Here is a 15,634-nt window from a genome sequence, read left to right as displayed (position 1 = left end):
TTGACACCGACCGCAACGCCATCAGCATACGACCGCCATGGATATCCCCGAGTCAGATCGCATCAAGCGCCGGCAGATCAACTTCCGCGATCTGCACCCGGAGCGTAACGACGCCCGCACCGCGGCGGACTTCCTGACCGCCGTGGAAGGCGTGCTCACCGCCGAGCCTCACGCGCCCATCGTGCTCAACGTCAGCTATGATCTGACCCGCACCTGCCTGCAGGAGCTGGAAGAGGCGCTGCACGAGCTGGGTCTGCACCTGGACAACGGGCTGCTGTTTCGCCTGCGCCGCGCCCTGTACTACTACACCGAAGACACCTTCCGTGAGAACGCCGGCTTCAAGCGCGACAGCAACTGCACGAAGCGCGTCTTCGCCAAGCGCTACGAGGCGCTGGAGCACGGCTGCCGCGACCCGCGCCCGGAGCATTGGCGACGCTACCTTTGAAGAAGGGCGGCGGGCGGCGGGCGGAGGCCCGAGGCGCGACTGACGCGCTGCACCCGCTGCGAGATGCGCAGCGGGCGCGGTATTCGCGGCATCTGCTGTTGCCGGGCTTCGCTGAGGCCGGTCAGCGGCGGCTGCTGGCCGCCCGGGTCCTGATCGTCGGCCTGGGTGGGCTCGGCTCGCCGGTGGCCATGTATCTGGCGGCGGCCGGGGTGGGCGAGCTGCTGCTCGCGGACTTCGATGCCGTGGACCTGTCCAACCTTCAGCGGCAGATCCTGCACACCACCGGGCGGGTGGGCGCGAGTAAGGTGGACTCGGCCGTGGCCGCGCTGGGGGCACTGAACCCCGAGGTCTCCCTGGTGCCGGTCAAAGGGGCGCTGGGTTCAGATCGGCTCGCGGAGCTGGCCGGCCAAGTGGACCTGGTTTGCGACTGCAGCGACAATTTCGGCACCCGCGACGCCGTCAACGCCGCCTGCGTTGCCGCCGGCACCCCGCTGGTGTCGGGGGCGGCCATCCGTACCGAGGGGCAGATCGCCTGCTTCTCCGGCCAGCCCGGCGCCCCCTGCTACCGCTGCCTCTACCCCAACCTCGGCGAGGCCGGCGAGACCTGCGCCCGCGAGGGCGTGCTCGCACCCCTGGTCGGCATCATCGGCAGCATGCAGGCCACCGAGGCCATCAAGATCCTCACGCGCCTGGGCGAGCCGCTGTTCGGCCGGCTGCTGCTGCTGGATGCGCTCAGTATGGAGTGGCGAAGCCTGCGGATACCGGCCGATCCGGAATGCGCGGTGTGCGGGGGATGCGCGTGACGCGGTCGGACGAGCCCGGCACAGGGTTACGCAACGGCGCAATGCCGCCACGGATGCAACGGGCGTGGGCTCCGCGGATGCCAACGGTCACGCCGTCAGTCGGAACGACGCACCTCCACCATGACCTCATTGCGGCGCATGAACCACAGCGAGAAGGGTGAGTTGTAGCGGGCGTACACCGGCGCCCCCACGGGCTCGAGGCCCTGCCGACGCACAGCCTCCAGCAGCCTGCGCTCTTCCTCGCGATAGTTCTGCTTGGTCCAGCGCCCGGAGTAGCGGCGCACGGCCATCAGCCGCTCCGGCTCCTGGCACAGCGTCACCCGCGGGTCGAGGGGCTCGGGCAGGGTCTCCAGCGTAAAGCGCTGGGGCATGACGAAGCTCACCACGTAGCGGTCGGCAGCTGTGGCTGTTCCGCTCGGGGCACCGTCAGCGGGCCGCTGGGTGACCGGTGCCGTCATCTCGATCTTCTGGCCCTGCGTCTGCGCACTGGACTCCCCGGCGCCCGCCGGCTGCTGCGTCACCGGCGCCGTCATCTCGATCTTGGTGTCGTCCCGATTCTTGCCGAAGATGTAGTCCGCCAGGATGCCGAAGGCGCGGTTGCCCGCCTTGTCGAACCCGGCATCCACGACCGTCTCCGCCACCAGATGCGGCGCATAGCGGCGCAGCTCGAAGTCCGGATAGGTCTCGACGATGCGGTGGCTGGGCTCTTCGATGGCCATGAGGGTGCTGGGGGCGGCAATGATGGACAGCAGGGACGCCAGTATGAGGAGCGTACGCGCGCGTCCACGCGGGTTCTGAACAGCAAGCGCAAGGGTGGTTCTCATGCGGTGGGAGTTCGGGTCGGCGGAGGCGAAGCCAAGTGCCGGAGATCGCGCACCGAAAGGCACCGGCAGTCCGAACAGACGCTTGGCCCCCGTTGACCGATGCTATTCTGTCGGTTAGTTTCCTGACTGATTGTTTTCCATTATCGACCTTGCCACAACACCCGCTCTCTCCCACCGCCACCGAAGCCCTGCGCCTGCTGGGCGGACTCATCGAGGAAGGCCGCGTCCGCAAAGGCTGGACGCGCGAGTCCCTTGCCGAGCGCCTCGGCGTGGGCGTGGTGACGCTGCGGCGCCTGGTCCGCGGCGAGCCGGGCGTGGCCGCCGGCACCTATTTCGAGGCCGCGGCGCTGCTCGACATCCCGCTGTTCGAGCCCGAGGCCCTCCAAGACCCGCGCGACCGTCTCGCACAGGGACTGCGCCGTCAGCGCGAGCGCCTGCGGCTTCTGCCATCGCGCGTGCGCCGCCGGGGCGACGATACCCTGCCCGATGACTTCTGACGCCAAGCGCCACCGCCGACAGACCTATGTCTGGGTCTGGCTGCCGGGTGCCGAAGATCCCGTCGTAGCGGGCCTATTGGCCGCCGATGGCGGCGGATACGCATTCACTTATGGCCGTTCTTACCTGGCCCGCGACTGCGCCGTCAGCCTGTTTCCCGACGAGCTGCCGCTGCGGGCAGGCACGCAGCGACAAGCCGCCGATGGGCTGCCTTCTTGCCTGCGGGACGCCGCGCCGGATGCTTGGGGACGCCGGGTCATCCTGCAGCGCCTGCTGGCGGATGGCACGCAGCCGGCGACCGATGCCCTGGACGAGATCGACTTCCTGCTGGCTTCCGGTTCGGATCGGATCGGCGCGTTGGACTTCCAGGCATCGGCAAGCCGATACGTGCCGCGCGAAGCGGGCGACGCGACACTCACGGAGCTGGCCGAGGCCGCGGATCGGCTCGACCGGGGGGAGACGCTGTCGCCGGCACTCGGGCTCGCACTGCAGCACGGCACCTCCGTCGGTGGCGCGCGACCGAAGGCCCTCCTGGCCGGTCCAGAGGCCAAGTACATTGCCAAGTTCTCCACCAGCACCGACACCCGCAATGTCGTTAAGTCGGAGTACGTCGCCATGCGCCTCGCCGCCCGGGTCGGCCTCGACGTCGCTCCGGTCACGCTGACCAGCGCCCTCGGCCGGGATGTCCTGCTGGTCCAGCGCTTCGACCGCGTGCGGACCGACGGCGGCTGGCGTCGGCGCGGGATGCTGTCCGCACTGACGCTCCTCGGCTTGCAGGAATGGGAGGCCCGCTGCGCCGGCTACATCGACCTGGCACACCGCATCCGCCGCGACTTTGCCGACCCCACCGCGACCTTGCGGGAGTTGTTCGGCCGCATGGTCTTCAACGTGCTGTGCGGCAACACGGACGACCATGCCCGCAACCACGCGGCCTTCTGGGACGGCCGCCAGTACCGGCTGACACCGGCCTACGACATCTGCCCGCAGGGCCGCATCGCCGAGGCGAGCCAGGCTATGCTGCTGACGGCGGAGCGCCGCGACAGCCGGCTCATCGCCTGCCTGGCCGCCGCGCCGGCGCTGGGCATCGCGCCAGGCGACGCCCGCGCGCTCATCGACCACCAGCTCGCGGTCATCAAGCGCGACTGGGAGCCGACCTGCGACCAGGCCGGCCTGTCCGAGACCGAGCGCAACGCACTTTGGCGGCGGGATGTTCTCAATCCCTACTGCCTGGAAGGCTATGACAGGAGCTGAGCGGGCGCGTCTCGCCGCCGTGGGAGCGGCGTCCCCGCCGCGACTGGGCCGCCATGACCATCGGCTGTGCACCCCAAAGCCGCGGCGATGTCTACTCGCCGCCCAGGATGTCGCCCAAATTCAGCGCCATCGCCTCGAACGGCGGCACCCGCCCACTCGCCGTGTCTTTGAGCGTCGCAATCACGCGCCACTCCTCACCCTCGAGCCGATGCGCAATGAGCACCCTGTCCTCCGGCCATATCAGCCAATAGAAAGGCACCCGATGGCGGCGCAGCAGCAACGGCAGCGTCAGCGTGTCCTTCTTCTCATGGCCCGGAGAGACGATCTCGCAGACCCAATCCGGGGGCAGATCGATGATCCCATCCGGCAGATGCGGCAGCCGCTCCCGGCGCCAGCCGGCGAGGTCGTGTCGCGGACATTCGTGGGGCTCGTACGCAACGCTGACCTCCGTCAGTATCCACCAGCCGCCGGGACCGGAGCCGTGAGTGAAGGCATGGAGCTCGCCGCGGGCGTTGCCCTGGACGGCCGCATGCGAGGCGCGCGTCATGGGCCGACGCACGATCTCCCCGCCGATCAGCTCCACGTCCTCCTCGGGCGCCAGCAGCAGATCCTCCAGGGTCTTGAGTTTGACTGCTTCCATTCGTCACCTCCGCAGTCGGGGTATGCAGCATATCTGCTGCCAAGATGGGATCGTAGCAGCTTCGCGCCGCGGTACCAGCGCCCGTGGGCGATCAGTCGCAAGGCCCGGCTCGCTGCCCCCGTCGCAGCGGCGCCGCCGCCGCGATGGCGCGGGTCAGGGCCGGTAAGCTCCGTCCGCCGGCTCCAGGCGCTGCTGGATCCGGTCCAGCCGGCGTTCGCACTGAACATCACCCGGCGGCGAGTTCGGCCGAATTCGCGATGCCGGGCAGGCCGACCCGAGCCGCGACCAGGAGACCGGGCGCTCGGTGGATGCGCCATCGGCTCATGGCATCGCTGTGCGCCGCGTTCAGAGAGCCGCAGATCCAGATTGCGCACACGTCACGGACATGAGGACCAGACCAGCCGAAAACCCACATCGACAAGGCGCAGTCGTATGGCGCAGCTGCGGGCAGCGGCGCGGCAGTTGCGGCCGGAGCTCAAGAAGGAGCCGCCGCGCAGCACCCGGAGCCGATCCCCCGATCCGGAACCCTCCCGCTCGGCCCGCTCGGGCCCAGATGGCGGATAGGGGTAGCCACCCGACCGGCTGCGGGTCCATTCCCAAACATTGCCGCTCAGGTCTTCGCAGCCGGTCGGGCTGACACCCCGGGGATAGCAGCCGACGACGCCGCTGTCTCCGATATCCCCGTGCATATTCGCACTCTCAAAGTCCGCCAATCCCGGCAACACTGCCCAGGGATAGGTCAGCTCGTCGGTGCCGCGCGCGGCGCGCTCCCATTCCGGCTCGGACGGCAGCGCTGCCCGCAGCCGGCCGTCGCGAAGCGCGCCGGCCAAGCGCGGCGCCGCGTCGGCCGGCAGCTCAAGCAGCCGCGCCTGCAGCCAGCGGCAGTACGCATCGGCCTCGTGCCAATCGATCCAGCGGACCGGCCGGCTGTCCGGATCGTGCAGCGCACGGCCGTCCCGCGGCGCCTGCCCGCTGTGCTCGACGAAGGCGCGGAACTGCCCCACGGTCACGGGCCAGCGGCCGATCCAGTAGGCCGACAGCGCCAGCTCGTGGACCGGTTGCTCGGCGAGATCTAGGTTCAGCGACGCATCGTCCTGCCCCATCCGAAAGCGCCCGGCGGGCACTTGCACGAAGCCGAGGTCGGGCTCCGCCGGCAGGAACCAGCACTCGGGGTCGAAGCGGATGTCTCCCAGTAGGGACAGGCAGTCGCCGGCCGCGCATCGCTCCTTGGCCAACAGTCGGGAACGGCGCATGACGGCGAGCTGGCCGTCGCGGACGCGCTCGCGAATCCGGCTGCGGCTGCGGTTGGCCTTGGCAGGCTCGGTGGCCTCCAGCAGGATCTGGCCGGCGAGCCGCGCACCCCAGGCGTCCGGGTCGGCGATGGGCTCGCCGTCGCCCTTCCAGTCGCCAGGCGGCAGCTCCGGCGCCAGCTCGTCGGCCACCGCCCAGGCGAAATGCTCGGTCTCCGCGGCGGCGAGCAGCACTGCTTCCCGCCAGCGGTCCGGCTCCAGGCGGCCGAGGGCGGCGATCAGCGTCTCGTTACTGTCCAGCGCGTCCTCGCCCAGGCAGGCGAGCGCCGGGTCGTCGAAGTCGAAGTCGGCGCTGCGCAGGTGGCACGCGGCAAGGTACTCCTGGAAGCTCCGATGCGGGAAGGTGTAGACGCCGGGGCCGCGCTGGGTCAGCACACCGCTGCGGTGCTCCAAGTAGTGCCTGAGCTTGCGATCGTTGACCGAGGTGCTGTCGGATTTGATGCGGGAGAGCGCGTACAGGAGGTCTTTCTCGGCGATGTCGGCGGTTCCGCCGTTATCCGCACCGCCCTTACCGCCCTGGTCGCGATGGGCCAGATAGGCGAGCCGCTCCAGCGCGCAGCGGACCTCGGCGGGGCCGACGGCCAGGTACTCGGTGAGCGCCGGCTGGTCCTCCCGCGGCGTGCCGTCGGCATCCACCTTGAAGCGCTTCGCGTCCCAGTTGCGCAGCAGCAGATCCAGGATCTGGGCGTAGAGCTCGTGGCGCTTGTCCGGCAGTGCGCGCTGCTTTTCGGCGTGCAGGTAGGCCATCAGGGTCAGCAGCAGCGGTCGGCGGGCGAGATCCGACAGACGCCCGCCCTCGCGCTCGAAGACGGCCCGCTCCAGCAGCCTGGCGCGACCGGCGTTGTCGGCAGCATCGTCGCTGCGGCGGGCGTACCAGCGGCGCACGAAGCGGCGGATCTGCCCGTCGGAGAAGTCGGCGAGCATGGCGCTGTCGAAGCCGGCGTCGTCCAGTCGCCACTCCGGGCGCTCGTAGGCGTAGGGCCGCGCCGTCACCAGGATACGCGCCCGGTCGTGGGCCACCGCGAAGGCGCGGATGGCGCCGAGCACCCGGTCGCGGCGGCCGTCGGCGTCGGCCACCTCGTCCAGGCCGTCCAGCAGCAACAGGGCCTCGCCATTGAGCATGCGCCGGCGCAGGTGTGGCAGGTAGTCCGCCTTATCGCAGCGTGCCAGATCGTCGCCGATGTGGCCCCAGAGGGCATCGGCGCCGGGCTCGTTGCCATCGCCCGGCAGGTGCGGGCCGGCGGCGAAGTCCCTCAGCACCACAGGCACGGGCAGCAGCGCGGCGTGGGACCAGGGTTGGGGCTCGTCCGCGTCCTCGCCGTCGTCCCTGGGCAGCGGTGCGGTGAGGCGCTTCAGGTTGGTGTCCGGATCGCCGAGGAGCTCGCCGGCCAGGCAGAGCGCGACGAAGTTGACGAAGGTGCTCTTGCCGCTGCCGGGCTTGCCGAGCAGGACGGCGCACGCGCGAGAATCCAACCAACCCACGGCTGAAAGCTGGACCTCAGAATACGTGTGCTCGCCATCAAACCTGAACCGGCCGTCGTACAGCATGCCGCTGATCAACAGCCCGGTGTAGACCTCCTCCAACCGCATCTTCGGCCCCTGCCGGTCTTCCGTGGCCGCATCCAGCGCGGACAGCGACACCGGTCGGCATTGGCTCATGACCCAGTTCAGCCAGCTTCGTTGCAGTGCGGCCTCGTCCGGCCCGACGTCCTGCGGCGCGACGTAGTTGTTGATGGTGACGTTGCCACGGATCTTCCGCGCCGCCACCGAGCCGGTCTCGGCGTGCTGGGAGGATGGCGGTTGGTGCTTGGTCATCGGCGGAATCCGTGATGAGTGCCGTGTACGGTCGCTCGGATGGCGGGTCCGTTTCGCTGCTGCACACTGCCGTCCCTGGCAAGCGATCCGATAACACCTGGAACAGGGCGGCAAGGGTGGATAAGCGCAGCGCATCCACCAGTGCACGGTCGGCGGATGCGCTTCGCTGATCCGCTGACTACGACAGCACGCGCGAGCAGGACCGGGCTCACGTTGGCCATGTCGCAAGATGTCCCGCAAGGCGGACCCTGCGCACCGCGTTGCGTCGTGGCGCCGTTGCGCGAGACCTCGAAATCGCGCCGGCGCGATCAGTCGCCGAAGCGATTGTTCAGCGTGATGTCGCCGTGCACATCGCCGGCGACATTGATGCCGCCGGCGCCGGTCACCTGGGTGGTGCCGCCGCTCTGGTTGGCGACCTGCGCGACCGGACGGAGCAGCGGCGCGAGGGCCGCAAGCTCTTGGCCGAGCTGCGGGTGGCGCTCCACGACCTCGCCGACCAGCGTCTCGAGCGCCAGGCGCTGATCCGGGTCCTCACCAGCACGGGCCAGCGCCTTCGCCCCAGGCGCCTCCTGAACCAACCGCTGCCAAAAGCCATGTACGCGGTCGATCACCTCGCCGGTGAGGTCCTTGCCGAGCTGTTTCAGGTGCTCGCGGGAGCCGCCGAGCAGGGCGTCCAGGTAGGGCAGGCTCGCGGCGACGATGGTGGTGACAGCGGGGTCCATGAGGTCTTCTCCGAAGCGCGCGTCAGGCTCAGAACTATACCGCAGCCGTCCCGCGCGGGCTCGACTTGCCTCCGCCTGCGGCCTGCGCATGCTCATCTCGGCGGTTACTTGCTCGACGGGGCGTTGCGCGCTCCCAAGTCGCTGACGCTCTACCAGTCCTCTGCGGATTCCGCGCTGAGTCCGTCCAAGCTGGTGTTCCGCCGGGAGCGCGCCGGCGAGTCGCTGATCGGCGAGGCGGAGCATCGGTTCGAATCCGACTACTTCACGCTGACCGGTGCCTGCAGTTTCTGAACCGCACGGCGGAGTCGGCAATCGGATGACTCGTGCAGAGCCGCTCGAGTCCGGCGATCGCTTGCAGTGGTGTTGACCAGTCCGGGGCCAGTATCGGAATCGCTGTCACGCTGACAAGATTGGGGCTCTCGATTCTGATACTGATGCCGATACGGATAACGATTCGGACGGCGACTACGACCCCGGGCAGGAGCTGTACCGGTCTCCTGATCTTCGCAGCATTGCGCTAGGATGCTGGGGTCTCGGGCGCGATGGAAGCGGCAATGAAGCGGCCGATCTCCTGCGTCAAGGTTGCGAGCAGTTGCAGAGGGATCTCGCCCTCGGTCTGCGCAAGGCCGTGGGCCTGCATGATCAGGCTCGCCTCCTGCGCTTGCAGCTGTCCGGTGGGCAGGACCTCTCCGTAGAGCCAGACGGCGGCGCGGCTCGCCTCGGGCGGGGCTGCCCGGCCGGTGCGCAGCGCCGCCGCGTTCAGAGCGGCGCCGAGCAGCATCTCGGCAGCCGGTGCTGAGCAGGCCTGTTGCAGCAGAACCTCGGCGGCCTCGAGCTGCTGCCTTGCGCGTTGCATGAGCTTGGGCTCCGCAGCGGTTGCCGGTTGCGGGTCTGTCGGTGCCTGGTAGAGGGCTTCGGCGCCGTAGGCGGGCGAGGCAGCGCCGAGGCGCTCCAGCCCGCGCAGGGTGCGGGCGTCGATGAGCGCGATGGGCACGCGCTCCGAGATGCCGGCGACGCGGCTGTCGTCGCCATCGTCCACCTGATCAAGCACGACGAGCAGGCCGCCGCGGGCGCCGAGGATGCGGGTGACTCGGCTGGCGAAGTCGCGTTGCAGGATCTCGATGCAGCGACGAACCTCATCGCCCGTTGCGGTGTCGGCGCCGGCGGTGTCGGCGGGTGCCGATGTCGGCGCTGCCGCGGCGGGGCCGGCGGCCGGGGTCTCCTCCTGCGCGGCGTCATCCGTCGGCCTGTCCCGTGGCACTTCGCCCAGCGCATCCTTGCCCGCCAGATCCTCGGCCAGCAACTCCGCGAGCTTCTTGGACGTGGCGACCACGTCGGTTTCGGCGTCGGCATCCACCACGTTGTCGAACAGGTCGCGCTTGCCCTGCACCAGCCCGAGCACCTGTGCCTCGTAGCCGTCCTCCGCCACCAAATGGACGACCTGCACCTTGCTGCGCTGGCCGAGCCGATGGATGCGGGCGACACGTTGATCCAGCACGGCCGGGTTCCACGGAATGTCCAGGTTCACCAGCAGGGAGGCGCACTGGAGGTTGAGCCCGGTGCCGCCGGCGTCGGTGGAGATGAAGACCTGGCAGGCGTCGTCGTTGTGGAACCGATCCAACAACTCGCCGCGCTTGGTGCTGGGGACGCCGCCGTGCAGGCGAACGCAGCCGAGGCCCATGTGCCGCACGCGCTCTTCCACCATCTCGCCCATCTGTGCCCATTGAGAGAACACCACCGCCTTTTGGCCCGCGAGCTGACAGCCCTCCTCCAGAATGCTCGCCAGCTCGTCGAGCTTCGGTGAGCCCCGGGTCTCCTTGTCCACGAGGCCCGCGGCATTGCAGGCCATGCGGGCCTTCTGCAGCGCCGCCATCATGCGATTCTGCTCGGATGGTGTCAGGGGACGGCGCTTGCTGATCTGCGCCAGCATCGCGGCGGCGTTGAGGGCGTCGTCGTGGATCTCCGCCTGCTTCGGCGACAGGGGCAGGTCGCGGCGCTGCTCGATGCGGTCCGGCAGCTGGTCACGCACCAGGGCGCGGTCGCGACGCAGCATCACCGGTGCCAGCCTGCGGCGCAGCTCCGAGAGGTTGCGATAGCCGAGCACCTTGCCGCGCTCGTCGGTGATATGGAAGTCCGCCATATAGCGCCAGAGCGGCCCCAGCACCCGCGAATCCACTACCTGCATCAAGCTGTAGAGATCCTCCAGCCGGTTCTCCAGCGGTGTACCGCTGAGCACGAATGCATAGCGCGACGGGATGCGTTTGATGGCGGTGGCGATCTTGGTGCGCCAATTCTTGATGCGCTGGGCCTCGTCCAGGATCAGCAGGTCCGGCGCCAGGGTCTCGTTGATGACGCTGAGATCCCGCAGCACCAGTTCGTAGTTGATGACGTAGAAGCCCCTGCCCTTGCGGTATTGCACGGCGCGCTCGTCGAGCCGGCCCTGCACCAGATGCGCGTCGGCGCCGGTGAAGCGCTCGATCTCCCGCACCCATTGGAGCTTGAGCGACGCCGGGCAGACGATCAGCACGCGCTCCACGTTGTCGTTGCGGTGCAGCCAGTAGGCGGCGGCGATGGCCTGCAGGGTCTTGCCCAGGCCCATGTCGTCCGCCAACAACGCTCGGCCGCGCCCGGCGAGGAAGGCGACGCCGTCCACCTGATAGGGGTAGAGCCGGGCGCGAATCTCCGGCAGCCGGCCGCCGCCGTCGCGGATGCGCTGGCCGATATCCCGTGCGCGCAGCTCGCAGGCGGCGTCATCGGCAAGGCGGCGGGCGAAGCCCAGCGCATCGTCGCCGATCAGGAGCTCGCCGCCGCCATGGCGCTCGGCGAAGGCAAGAAGCTCGTCCGGCAGCCGGCCGCGGAAGGCGCCGGCGGCATCGAACCACCGCTCCAGCTCCGGTGCGAGATCGGCCGGGATCTCTTTGCAGCGGTGGAGCCGGATGCGGGGGGCGTCGTCGCGCTGCCAGTCAAGGTACACATAGGGCCGGGGCGCCGGCTGGGCGCCGATCTGCTTGTAGTCCTTGCGCTTGCCGATGCGGTGCAGCACGGCCTCGATGTGCTTGCAGGTGCCGAGCTGGTTGGTGGCAAAGTCTGGGCAGGTGCAGTGGTTGGCCCGCTCGGTCAGCGAGCGGATCTGCACCTGCCAGCTGGACTGGAAGGGACCGGTGTCGTTGCCGATGGAGCGGGCACGCCAGGTACCGAACCACGGCGGCGCAGCGTCGTCGTCTGTCTCCCCGGCCAGCGGCTCGACCCTCACCTCTGTGCGACCGCGCTTGACCCGCTCGTCGATGGCGGCGGCGATGGCATCGCCCAACGAGGTTTCTTCCTGTTCCGCGGTGCCGAAGGCGAGCAGCGCGGCCAGCGAGTGGACACAGGGGCTGCCGTCCTGACCGTGAGCGTCCGGATACCGCTCGGGGTCCGACGCACAGTCGCAGGAATACCAGAGGTTGCCGTCGACGTCGTAACCCAGGCTCAGCGCCAGGTGCTCCTCCGTGTCCTCGTCCTCCACCTCTGCGTCCAGCTGGCCCGCAAGCAGCGCCACCCGTACCACCCGCTTGTCCTGCGCATGGCGCAGGGCGCGCCGCAGCAGCGCTTCCCCTGCCAACGCGTGCAGCTCATCGCTGTCGAACAGGAAATCGGCCTGGGTTGGGGTGGTCTGGGTCATCGTGGCTCCCGGCTCGGCTGCGGCACGGTGCGCACGCCGGTGCGCTGCTGTGGATGGCATATGGTTCACGCATCGGTGCTGTGACGCAATGCCCCGCCCGGCGCGCAGTCTGTGCGGACCAAAGCTGGTCTACGGCGGCCGCCCCGCACAGGCTCCATCGGCTGCCGTGCGCCGACGGCGCGCGCAGCCGAGCCCGCGGGCGCCCCCATTGCAGAGTTGCGCCGGTAAGGATGTCCCACATCGCCCCGCCACATCGCCCCGCCACATCGCCACGGCCGGCCTAGAATGCAGCGGCGCGCGCCCCTGCGCCGATATATACGGAGCCCGCCCCGCCATGGCCGCCATGAACCGCCTGACCCCGCCCGCCCTCGCCGCCGTCGTCGCCGCCCTGCTGCTGACCGCCTGCGCCAGCCTGACGCAGAGCTGGCAGGCGCCCGAGGTACAGCTCAGTTCCATCAAGCCGGAGCGTATCGGGCTGGAGCAGCAGACGCTGCGGGTCGGGCTGAACCTGAAGAACCCGAACGACCGCATGCTCCCCATCAAGGCCATGACCTACAAGCTGTCGCTGGAGGGCACGCAGATCGCCGAGGGCGGCGGTGCGCTGGACAAGCAGATCCCGGCCTTCGGCGAGGCGCCGGTGGAGGTGACCGTGGTCGCCGATGCCGCCAAGGCGCTTGGCCTGCTGCCGACGCTGGCGTTCCGGCGGGAGCCCATCGGCTATCGCATTGCCGGCACTGTCACCGTCGCCGGCGTGGTGCCGATTCCATATCGCTGGAGCGGCGAGATCGAGCCGGACGTGCTGCTGCGCTCCGCAACGCAGGGCATGCGCTGAGGCGATGGAGGTGCCGTGGGGTATGAAGCTGCGCACCAGGTGTCGCCTGCCGGCTGGACGACGCCTGGGCCCCACGGATGGGCGCGCATCCCCGTTCCATGCACCATAATGACCCTTTCGATAAGGATGCACACATCTCGTCCACAAGCAGAGAAGCATGTGCAGCCGAAAAGACACAGCCTCGCTCAGACATCGAGCTCCGTCGTATAGCCCTTCGGCGGCGGCGTCCAGCCGCGCTCGCTGCGGTCGTGCAGGCGGGTGCGGTCGGCGGCGGTGATCTCCAGCTCCGCGGCGGTGCGGGCGCGCACCCGCTCCAGCAGGGCGCGGTTTTTGGCGAAGTCCAGGTCACGGTCCCACAGCTCGTAGAGCTCTTCGAGCGTGTCCAGGTCGTGGCGGCGGAAGGCGCGCCTGATCTTTTCCACCTCGAAGGGATGCTGGCCCAGGGCACGCAGGGTGGCAGCGCCGGCCTCGAGTGAGGCGTCGAAGACCTCCCGGACGGCCATGTCGGCACCGGCGGTGCGCAGCAGGTACAGGTGGTCCACGTCGAAAGCACGGGCGATGACATGGAGCCCGGGGTGCTCGCGCTTGACGTACTCCACCAGCTGCACGGCACGGTCGCGGTCGTCGATGGCGACGACGAAGGCCGCCGCCTGCTCGATGCCGGCGGCGCGCAGCAGGTCCGGCCGGGAGGCATCGCCGAAGAAGCTGCGGATGCCGATGCGGCGCATGCGCTCCACCGTGGTCGCCTCGTGGTCCAGCACCACGGTGCGCACGCCGGCGGCCATGAGCAGCCGGTTCACCACCTGCCCAAAGCGCCCGACGCCGGCGATGATGACGGTGCCCTGCTCGTCGATGGTGTCCGGCGGCTGGTCCGGGGCGCTGCGCAGTCGCGGCAGCACCAGGCGGTCATAGCCGATGAAGAGCACCGGCGTCAGCAGCATCGACAACGCGATCACCAGCGACAGCAGCTTGCCGAGCTCCGGCGCGATCACGGCGTTCTGGGTGGAGAAGGCGAGCAGCACGAAGCCGAACTCCCCGGCCTGCGCCAACGACAGCGTGAACAGCCATTGGTCCGCCGCGCGCAGGCGGAAGAGCCGGCCGAGGCCGAACAGAATGCCGCCCTTGACGGCCATGACGCCCAGGGTGAGCGCCAGCACCGTGAAGAGCTGCCCGAACAGCACGCCGAAGTCGATGCCCGCGCCCACGGTGATGAAGAAGAGCCCCAGCAGAAGGCCCTTGAACGGCTCGATGTCGGATTCCAGCTCGTGCCGGAACTCGCTGTCCGCCAGCACCACGCCGGCCAGGAAGGTCCCGAGCGCGGGCGACAGGTCCACCAGCGTCATCAGCAGCGCGATGCCGACCACCAGCAGCAGCGCGGCGGCGGTGAAGGTCTCGCGCAGGTGCGAGCTGGCGATGAGCCGGAACAGCGGCCGGGTGAGAAAGTGCCCACCCAGCACCACCGCCGCCACGGCCCCCAGCACCACCCCCGCGTAGGACCAGCCGGAGAGGCCCGCCACCAGGCTCATGCCCTCGCCGTGGCCCGCCTGCGCAACAGGCTCAGCCGGCGCAGCGTGACCCGCCGCATGCTGCACCAGGTCTGCGATCTCCGGCACCGCCAGCACCGGGATCAGCGCCAGCATCGGGATCACGGCGATGTCCTGGAACAAGAGCACCGAGAAGCCGGCGCGACCGCCGTCGGTGGCCATCAGCCCCTTCTCAGAGAGCGTCTGCAGCACGATGGCCGTGGACGACAGGGCCAGCAGCAGCCCCGTCGCCACCGCCGACTGCCAGTGCGGCAACAGCACCCAGCCGAGCGCCGCGATGGCCGCCGCGGTGGCCAGCACCTGGAGCCCCCCCAGGCCCAGCAGCCGCGCGCGCATCTGCCACAGGAGCTGCGGCTTCAGCTCCAGGCCCACCAGGAACAGCATCAGCACCACGCCGAACTCCGCGAAGTGCTGGAGCTGCTCCGTCTCGGCACCGACGATGCCGAACACCGGGCCGATGGCAATGCCGGCGATGAGATAGCCGAGCACCGAGCCCAGGCCCAGGCGCTTGGCCACCGGCACCGCCACCACGGCGGCGCAGAGGTACACGAACACCTGATACAGCACCCCGCTCATGCGCCCGGCTCCCCCGTTGCCGGCGACGCGATGAGCCGGTCCAGATCCTGATTCAGCCGCGGCAGGTCGGCGGCGGCGGCGATGTCGAGCCGGCCGTCCCGCAGTGCCGTCAGCAGCCGTACCCAGTCCGCCACATGGGCATCGATGCGCCCCTCCTGCACCGCGGTGCGGGCACCGAAGAGCGCAAAGGGCGGCAGATAGCTCATGCCGCAGAGGTAAGCCGTCTGCTCCAGGGGCTGGAGCAGCTCGCGGATGCTGAAATGGTTGTAGCCCGCGGCGCAGTAAGCCGCCTCCGGTCCGCCGGCGGAGCAGGCGCAGAAGAAGAGCTTGCCCCTGAGCGCCGTGCCGCCGGCGCCGTAGGCGAAGCCGTGCTCCAGCACCAGGTCCTGCCACTCCTTCAGGATGGCGGGCGTCGAGTACCAGTACAGTGGATGCTGGAAGCAGACCACGTCGTGGGCCAGCAGGCGCGCCTGCTCGCGGTCGATGTCGATCTCGAAGGCGGGGTACTCAGCGTAAAGATCAACGCAGGTGACGCCGTCGAGCCCCCGCGCCGCGGCGAGCATGGGCGCGTTGGCCTCGGAGCGCGGGAGCGACGGATGGGCGAAGAGCACCAGGATGCGGCGCGCCGGGGCGGAGACCGCCTTCCGGGCCGCGACCGGGGTCGGTGGATGCTTGGACATGCTGATTCTCGGCGAGCGACGATGATCGGCATTCTA

13 protein-coding genes are annotated in these 15,634 nt (G+C 69.5%); 6 read left to right on the top strand and 7 right to left on the bottom strand.

The window, feature by feature from the left end:
- Positions 1 to 37 precede the first annotated feature (37 nt).
- Together QZ607_RS16410 and QZ607_RS16405 are read left to right on the top strand one after the other, a co-directional pair.
- On the top strand, positions 38 to 445 hold the full coding sequence (locus tag QZ607_RS16410) for a hypothetical protein (RefSeq protein ID WP_295884753.1): 408 nt from the start codon (positions 38 to 40) through the stop codon (positions 443 to 445).
- Between the two features lie 56 nt (positions 446 to 501).
- On the top strand, positions 502 to 1,248 hold the full coding sequence (locus QZ607_RS16405) for a molybdopterin-synthase adenylyltransferase MoeB (protein ID WP_295884781.1): 747 nt from the start codon (positions 502 to 504) through the stop codon (positions 1,246 to 1,248).
- Positions 1,249 to 1,343: 95 nt separating this feature from the next.
- Here QZ607_RS16405 and QZ607_RS16400 read toward each other — a convergent pair whose 3' ends face one another.
- Positions 1,344 to 2,072, bottom strand: a complete 729-nt coding sequence (locus QZ607_RS16400) for a heme-binding protein (RefSeq protein ID WP_295884751.1) — start codon at positions 2,070 to 2,072, stop codon at positions 1,344 to 1,346.
- A gap of 149 nt (positions 2,073 to 2,221) precedes the next feature.
- On the opposite strand from QZ607_RS16400, the gene QZ607_RS16395 reads away from it, so the two are divergent.
- Both QZ607_RS16395 and QZ607_RS16390 read left to right on the top strand, forming a co-directional pair.
- Positions 2,222 to 2,569, top strand: coding sequence for a helix-turn-helix transcriptional regulator (locus QZ607_RS16395; RefSeq protein WP_295884749.1), 348 nt, complete (start codon positions 2,222 to 2,224; stop codon positions 2,567 to 2,569).
- Positions 2,559 to 3,818: a type II toxin-antitoxin system HipA family toxin gene (locus tag QZ607_RS16390; RefSeq protein WP_295884748.1), complete on the top strand. Its 1,260-nt coding sequence runs from the start codon at positions 2,559 to 2,561 to the stop codon at positions 3,816 to 3,818. Before QZ607_RS16395 ends, QZ607_RS16390 begins: the two co-directional genes overlap by 11 nt.
- Positions 3,819 to 3,909: 91 nt before the next feature.
- Here QZ607_RS16390 and QZ607_RS16385 read toward each other — a convergent pair whose 3' ends face one another.
- From QZ607_RS16385 to QZ607_RS16375, 3 genes are all read right to left on the bottom strand, one after another.
- The gene (locus tag QZ607_RS16385; RefSeq protein ID WP_295884747.1) at positions 3,910 to 4,458 is read right to left on the bottom strand and encodes a Uma2 family endonuclease; all 549 of its coding nucleotides are present in this window, start codon (positions 4,456 to 4,458) and stop codon (positions 3,910 to 3,912) included.
- A 377-nt stretch (positions 4,459 to 4,835) separates the two neighbouring features.
- Positions 4,836 to 7,583 (bottom strand): SUMF1/EgtB/PvdO family nonheme iron enzyme, encoded by a 2,748-nt coding sequence (locus QZ607_RS16380; RefSeq protein ID WP_295884746.1) that lies wholly within the window; start codon positions 7,581 to 7,583, stop codon positions 4,836 to 4,838.
- A gap of 308 nt (positions 7,584 to 7,891) precedes the next feature.
- Complete coding sequence (locus QZ607_RS16375) at positions 7,892 to 8,305, bottom strand: hypothetical protein (protein WP_295884745.1); 414 nt, start codon at positions 8,303 to 8,305, stop codon at positions 7,892 to 7,894.
- Between the two features lie 123 nt (positions 8,306 to 8,428).
- Between QZ607_RS16375 and QZ607_RS16370 the strand changes: the two genes are divergently transcribed.
- Positions 8,429 to 8,596, top strand: coding sequence for a hypothetical protein (locus QZ607_RS16370; protein ID WP_295884743.1), 168 nt, complete (start codon positions 8,429 to 8,431; stop codon positions 8,594 to 8,596).
- A gap of 226 nt (positions 8,597 to 8,822) precedes the next feature.
- Here QZ607_RS16370 and QZ607_RS16365 read toward each other — a convergent pair whose 3' ends face one another.
- Positions 8,823 to 11,966 (bottom strand): DEAD/DEAH box helicase, encoded by a 3,144-nt coding sequence (locus tag QZ607_RS16365; protein WP_295884741.1) that lies wholly within the window; start codon positions 11,964 to 11,966, stop codon positions 8,823 to 8,825.
- A gap of 334 nt (positions 11,967 to 12,300) precedes the next feature.
- On the opposite strand from QZ607_RS16365, the gene QZ607_RS16360 reads away from it, so the two are divergent.
- Positions 12,301 to 12,798, top strand: a complete 498-nt coding sequence (locus QZ607_RS16360) for an LEA type 2 family protein (protein WP_295884739.1) — start codon at positions 12,301 to 12,303, stop codon at positions 12,796 to 12,798.
- Positions 12,799 to 12,983: 185 nt separating this feature from the next.
- Here QZ607_RS16360 and QZ607_RS16355 read toward each other — a convergent pair whose 3' ends face one another.
- Together QZ607_RS16355 and QZ607_RS16350 are read right to left on the bottom strand one after the other, a co-directional pair.
- Positions 12,984 to 14,918, bottom strand: a complete 1,935-nt coding sequence (locus QZ607_RS16355; protein WP_295884737.1) for a cation:proton antiporter — start codon at positions 14,916 to 14,918, stop codon at positions 12,984 to 12,986.
- The gene (locus QZ607_RS16350) at positions 14,915 to 15,598 is read right to left on the bottom strand and encodes an NAD(P)H-dependent oxidoreductase (RefSeq protein WP_295884735.1); all 684 of its coding nucleotides are present in this window, start codon (positions 15,596 to 15,598) and stop codon (positions 14,915 to 14,917) included. Before QZ607_RS16350 ends, QZ607_RS16355 begins: the two co-directional genes overlap by 4 nt.
- Positions 15,599 to 15,634: the final 36 nt, after the last annotated feature.

It is taken from the genome of uncultured Thiohalocapsa sp. (assembly GCF_913063425.1).
GTDB lineage: Bacteria > Pseudomonadota > Gammaproteobacteria > Chromatiales > Chromatiaceae > Thiohalocapsa.
Note: the sequence above shows the minus strand (reverse complement) of the source record. Positions and strands in the feature narration are given on the sequence as shown.

Coding starts and splice junctions, on each gene's coding strand:
- QZ607_RS16365 (WP_295884741.1), bottom strand. CDS start 11,966: ATGACCCAGACCACCCCAACCCAGGCCGATTTCCTGTTCGACAGCGAT.
- QZ607_RS16360 (WP_295884739.1), top strand. CDS start 12,301: ATGGCCGCCATGAACCGCCTGACCCCGCCCGCCCTCGCCGCCGTCGTC.
- QZ607_RS16390 (WP_295884748.1), top strand. CDS start 2,559: ATGACTTCTGACGCCAAGCGCCACCGCCGACAGACCTATGTCTGGGTC.
- QZ607_RS16410 (WP_295884753.1), top strand. CDS start 38: ATGGATATCCCCGAGTCAGATCGCATCAAGCGCCGGCAGATCAACTTC.
- QZ607_RS16350 (WP_295884735.1), bottom strand. CDS start 15,598: ATGTCCAAGCATCCACCGACCCCGGTCGCGGCCCGGAAGGCGGTCTCC.
- QZ607_RS16385 (WP_295884747.1), bottom strand. CDS start 4,458: ATGGAAGCAGTCAAACTCAAGACCCTGGAGGATCTGCTGCTGGCGCCC.
- QZ607_RS16375 (WP_295884745.1), bottom strand. CDS start 8,305: ATGGACCCCGCTGTCACCACCATCGTCGCCGCGAGCCTGCCCTACCTG.
- QZ607_RS16400 (WP_295884751.1), bottom strand. CDS start 2,072: ATGAGAACCACCCTTGCGCTTGCTGTTCAGAACCCGCGTGGACGCGCG.
- QZ607_RS16355 (WP_295884737.1), bottom strand. CDS start 14,918: ATGAGCGGGGTGCTGTATCAGGTGTTCGTGTACCTCTGCGCCGCCGTG.
- QZ607_RS16380 (WP_295884746.1), bottom strand. CDS start 7,583: ATGACCAAGCACCAACCGCCATCCTCCCAGCACGCCGAGACCGGCTCG.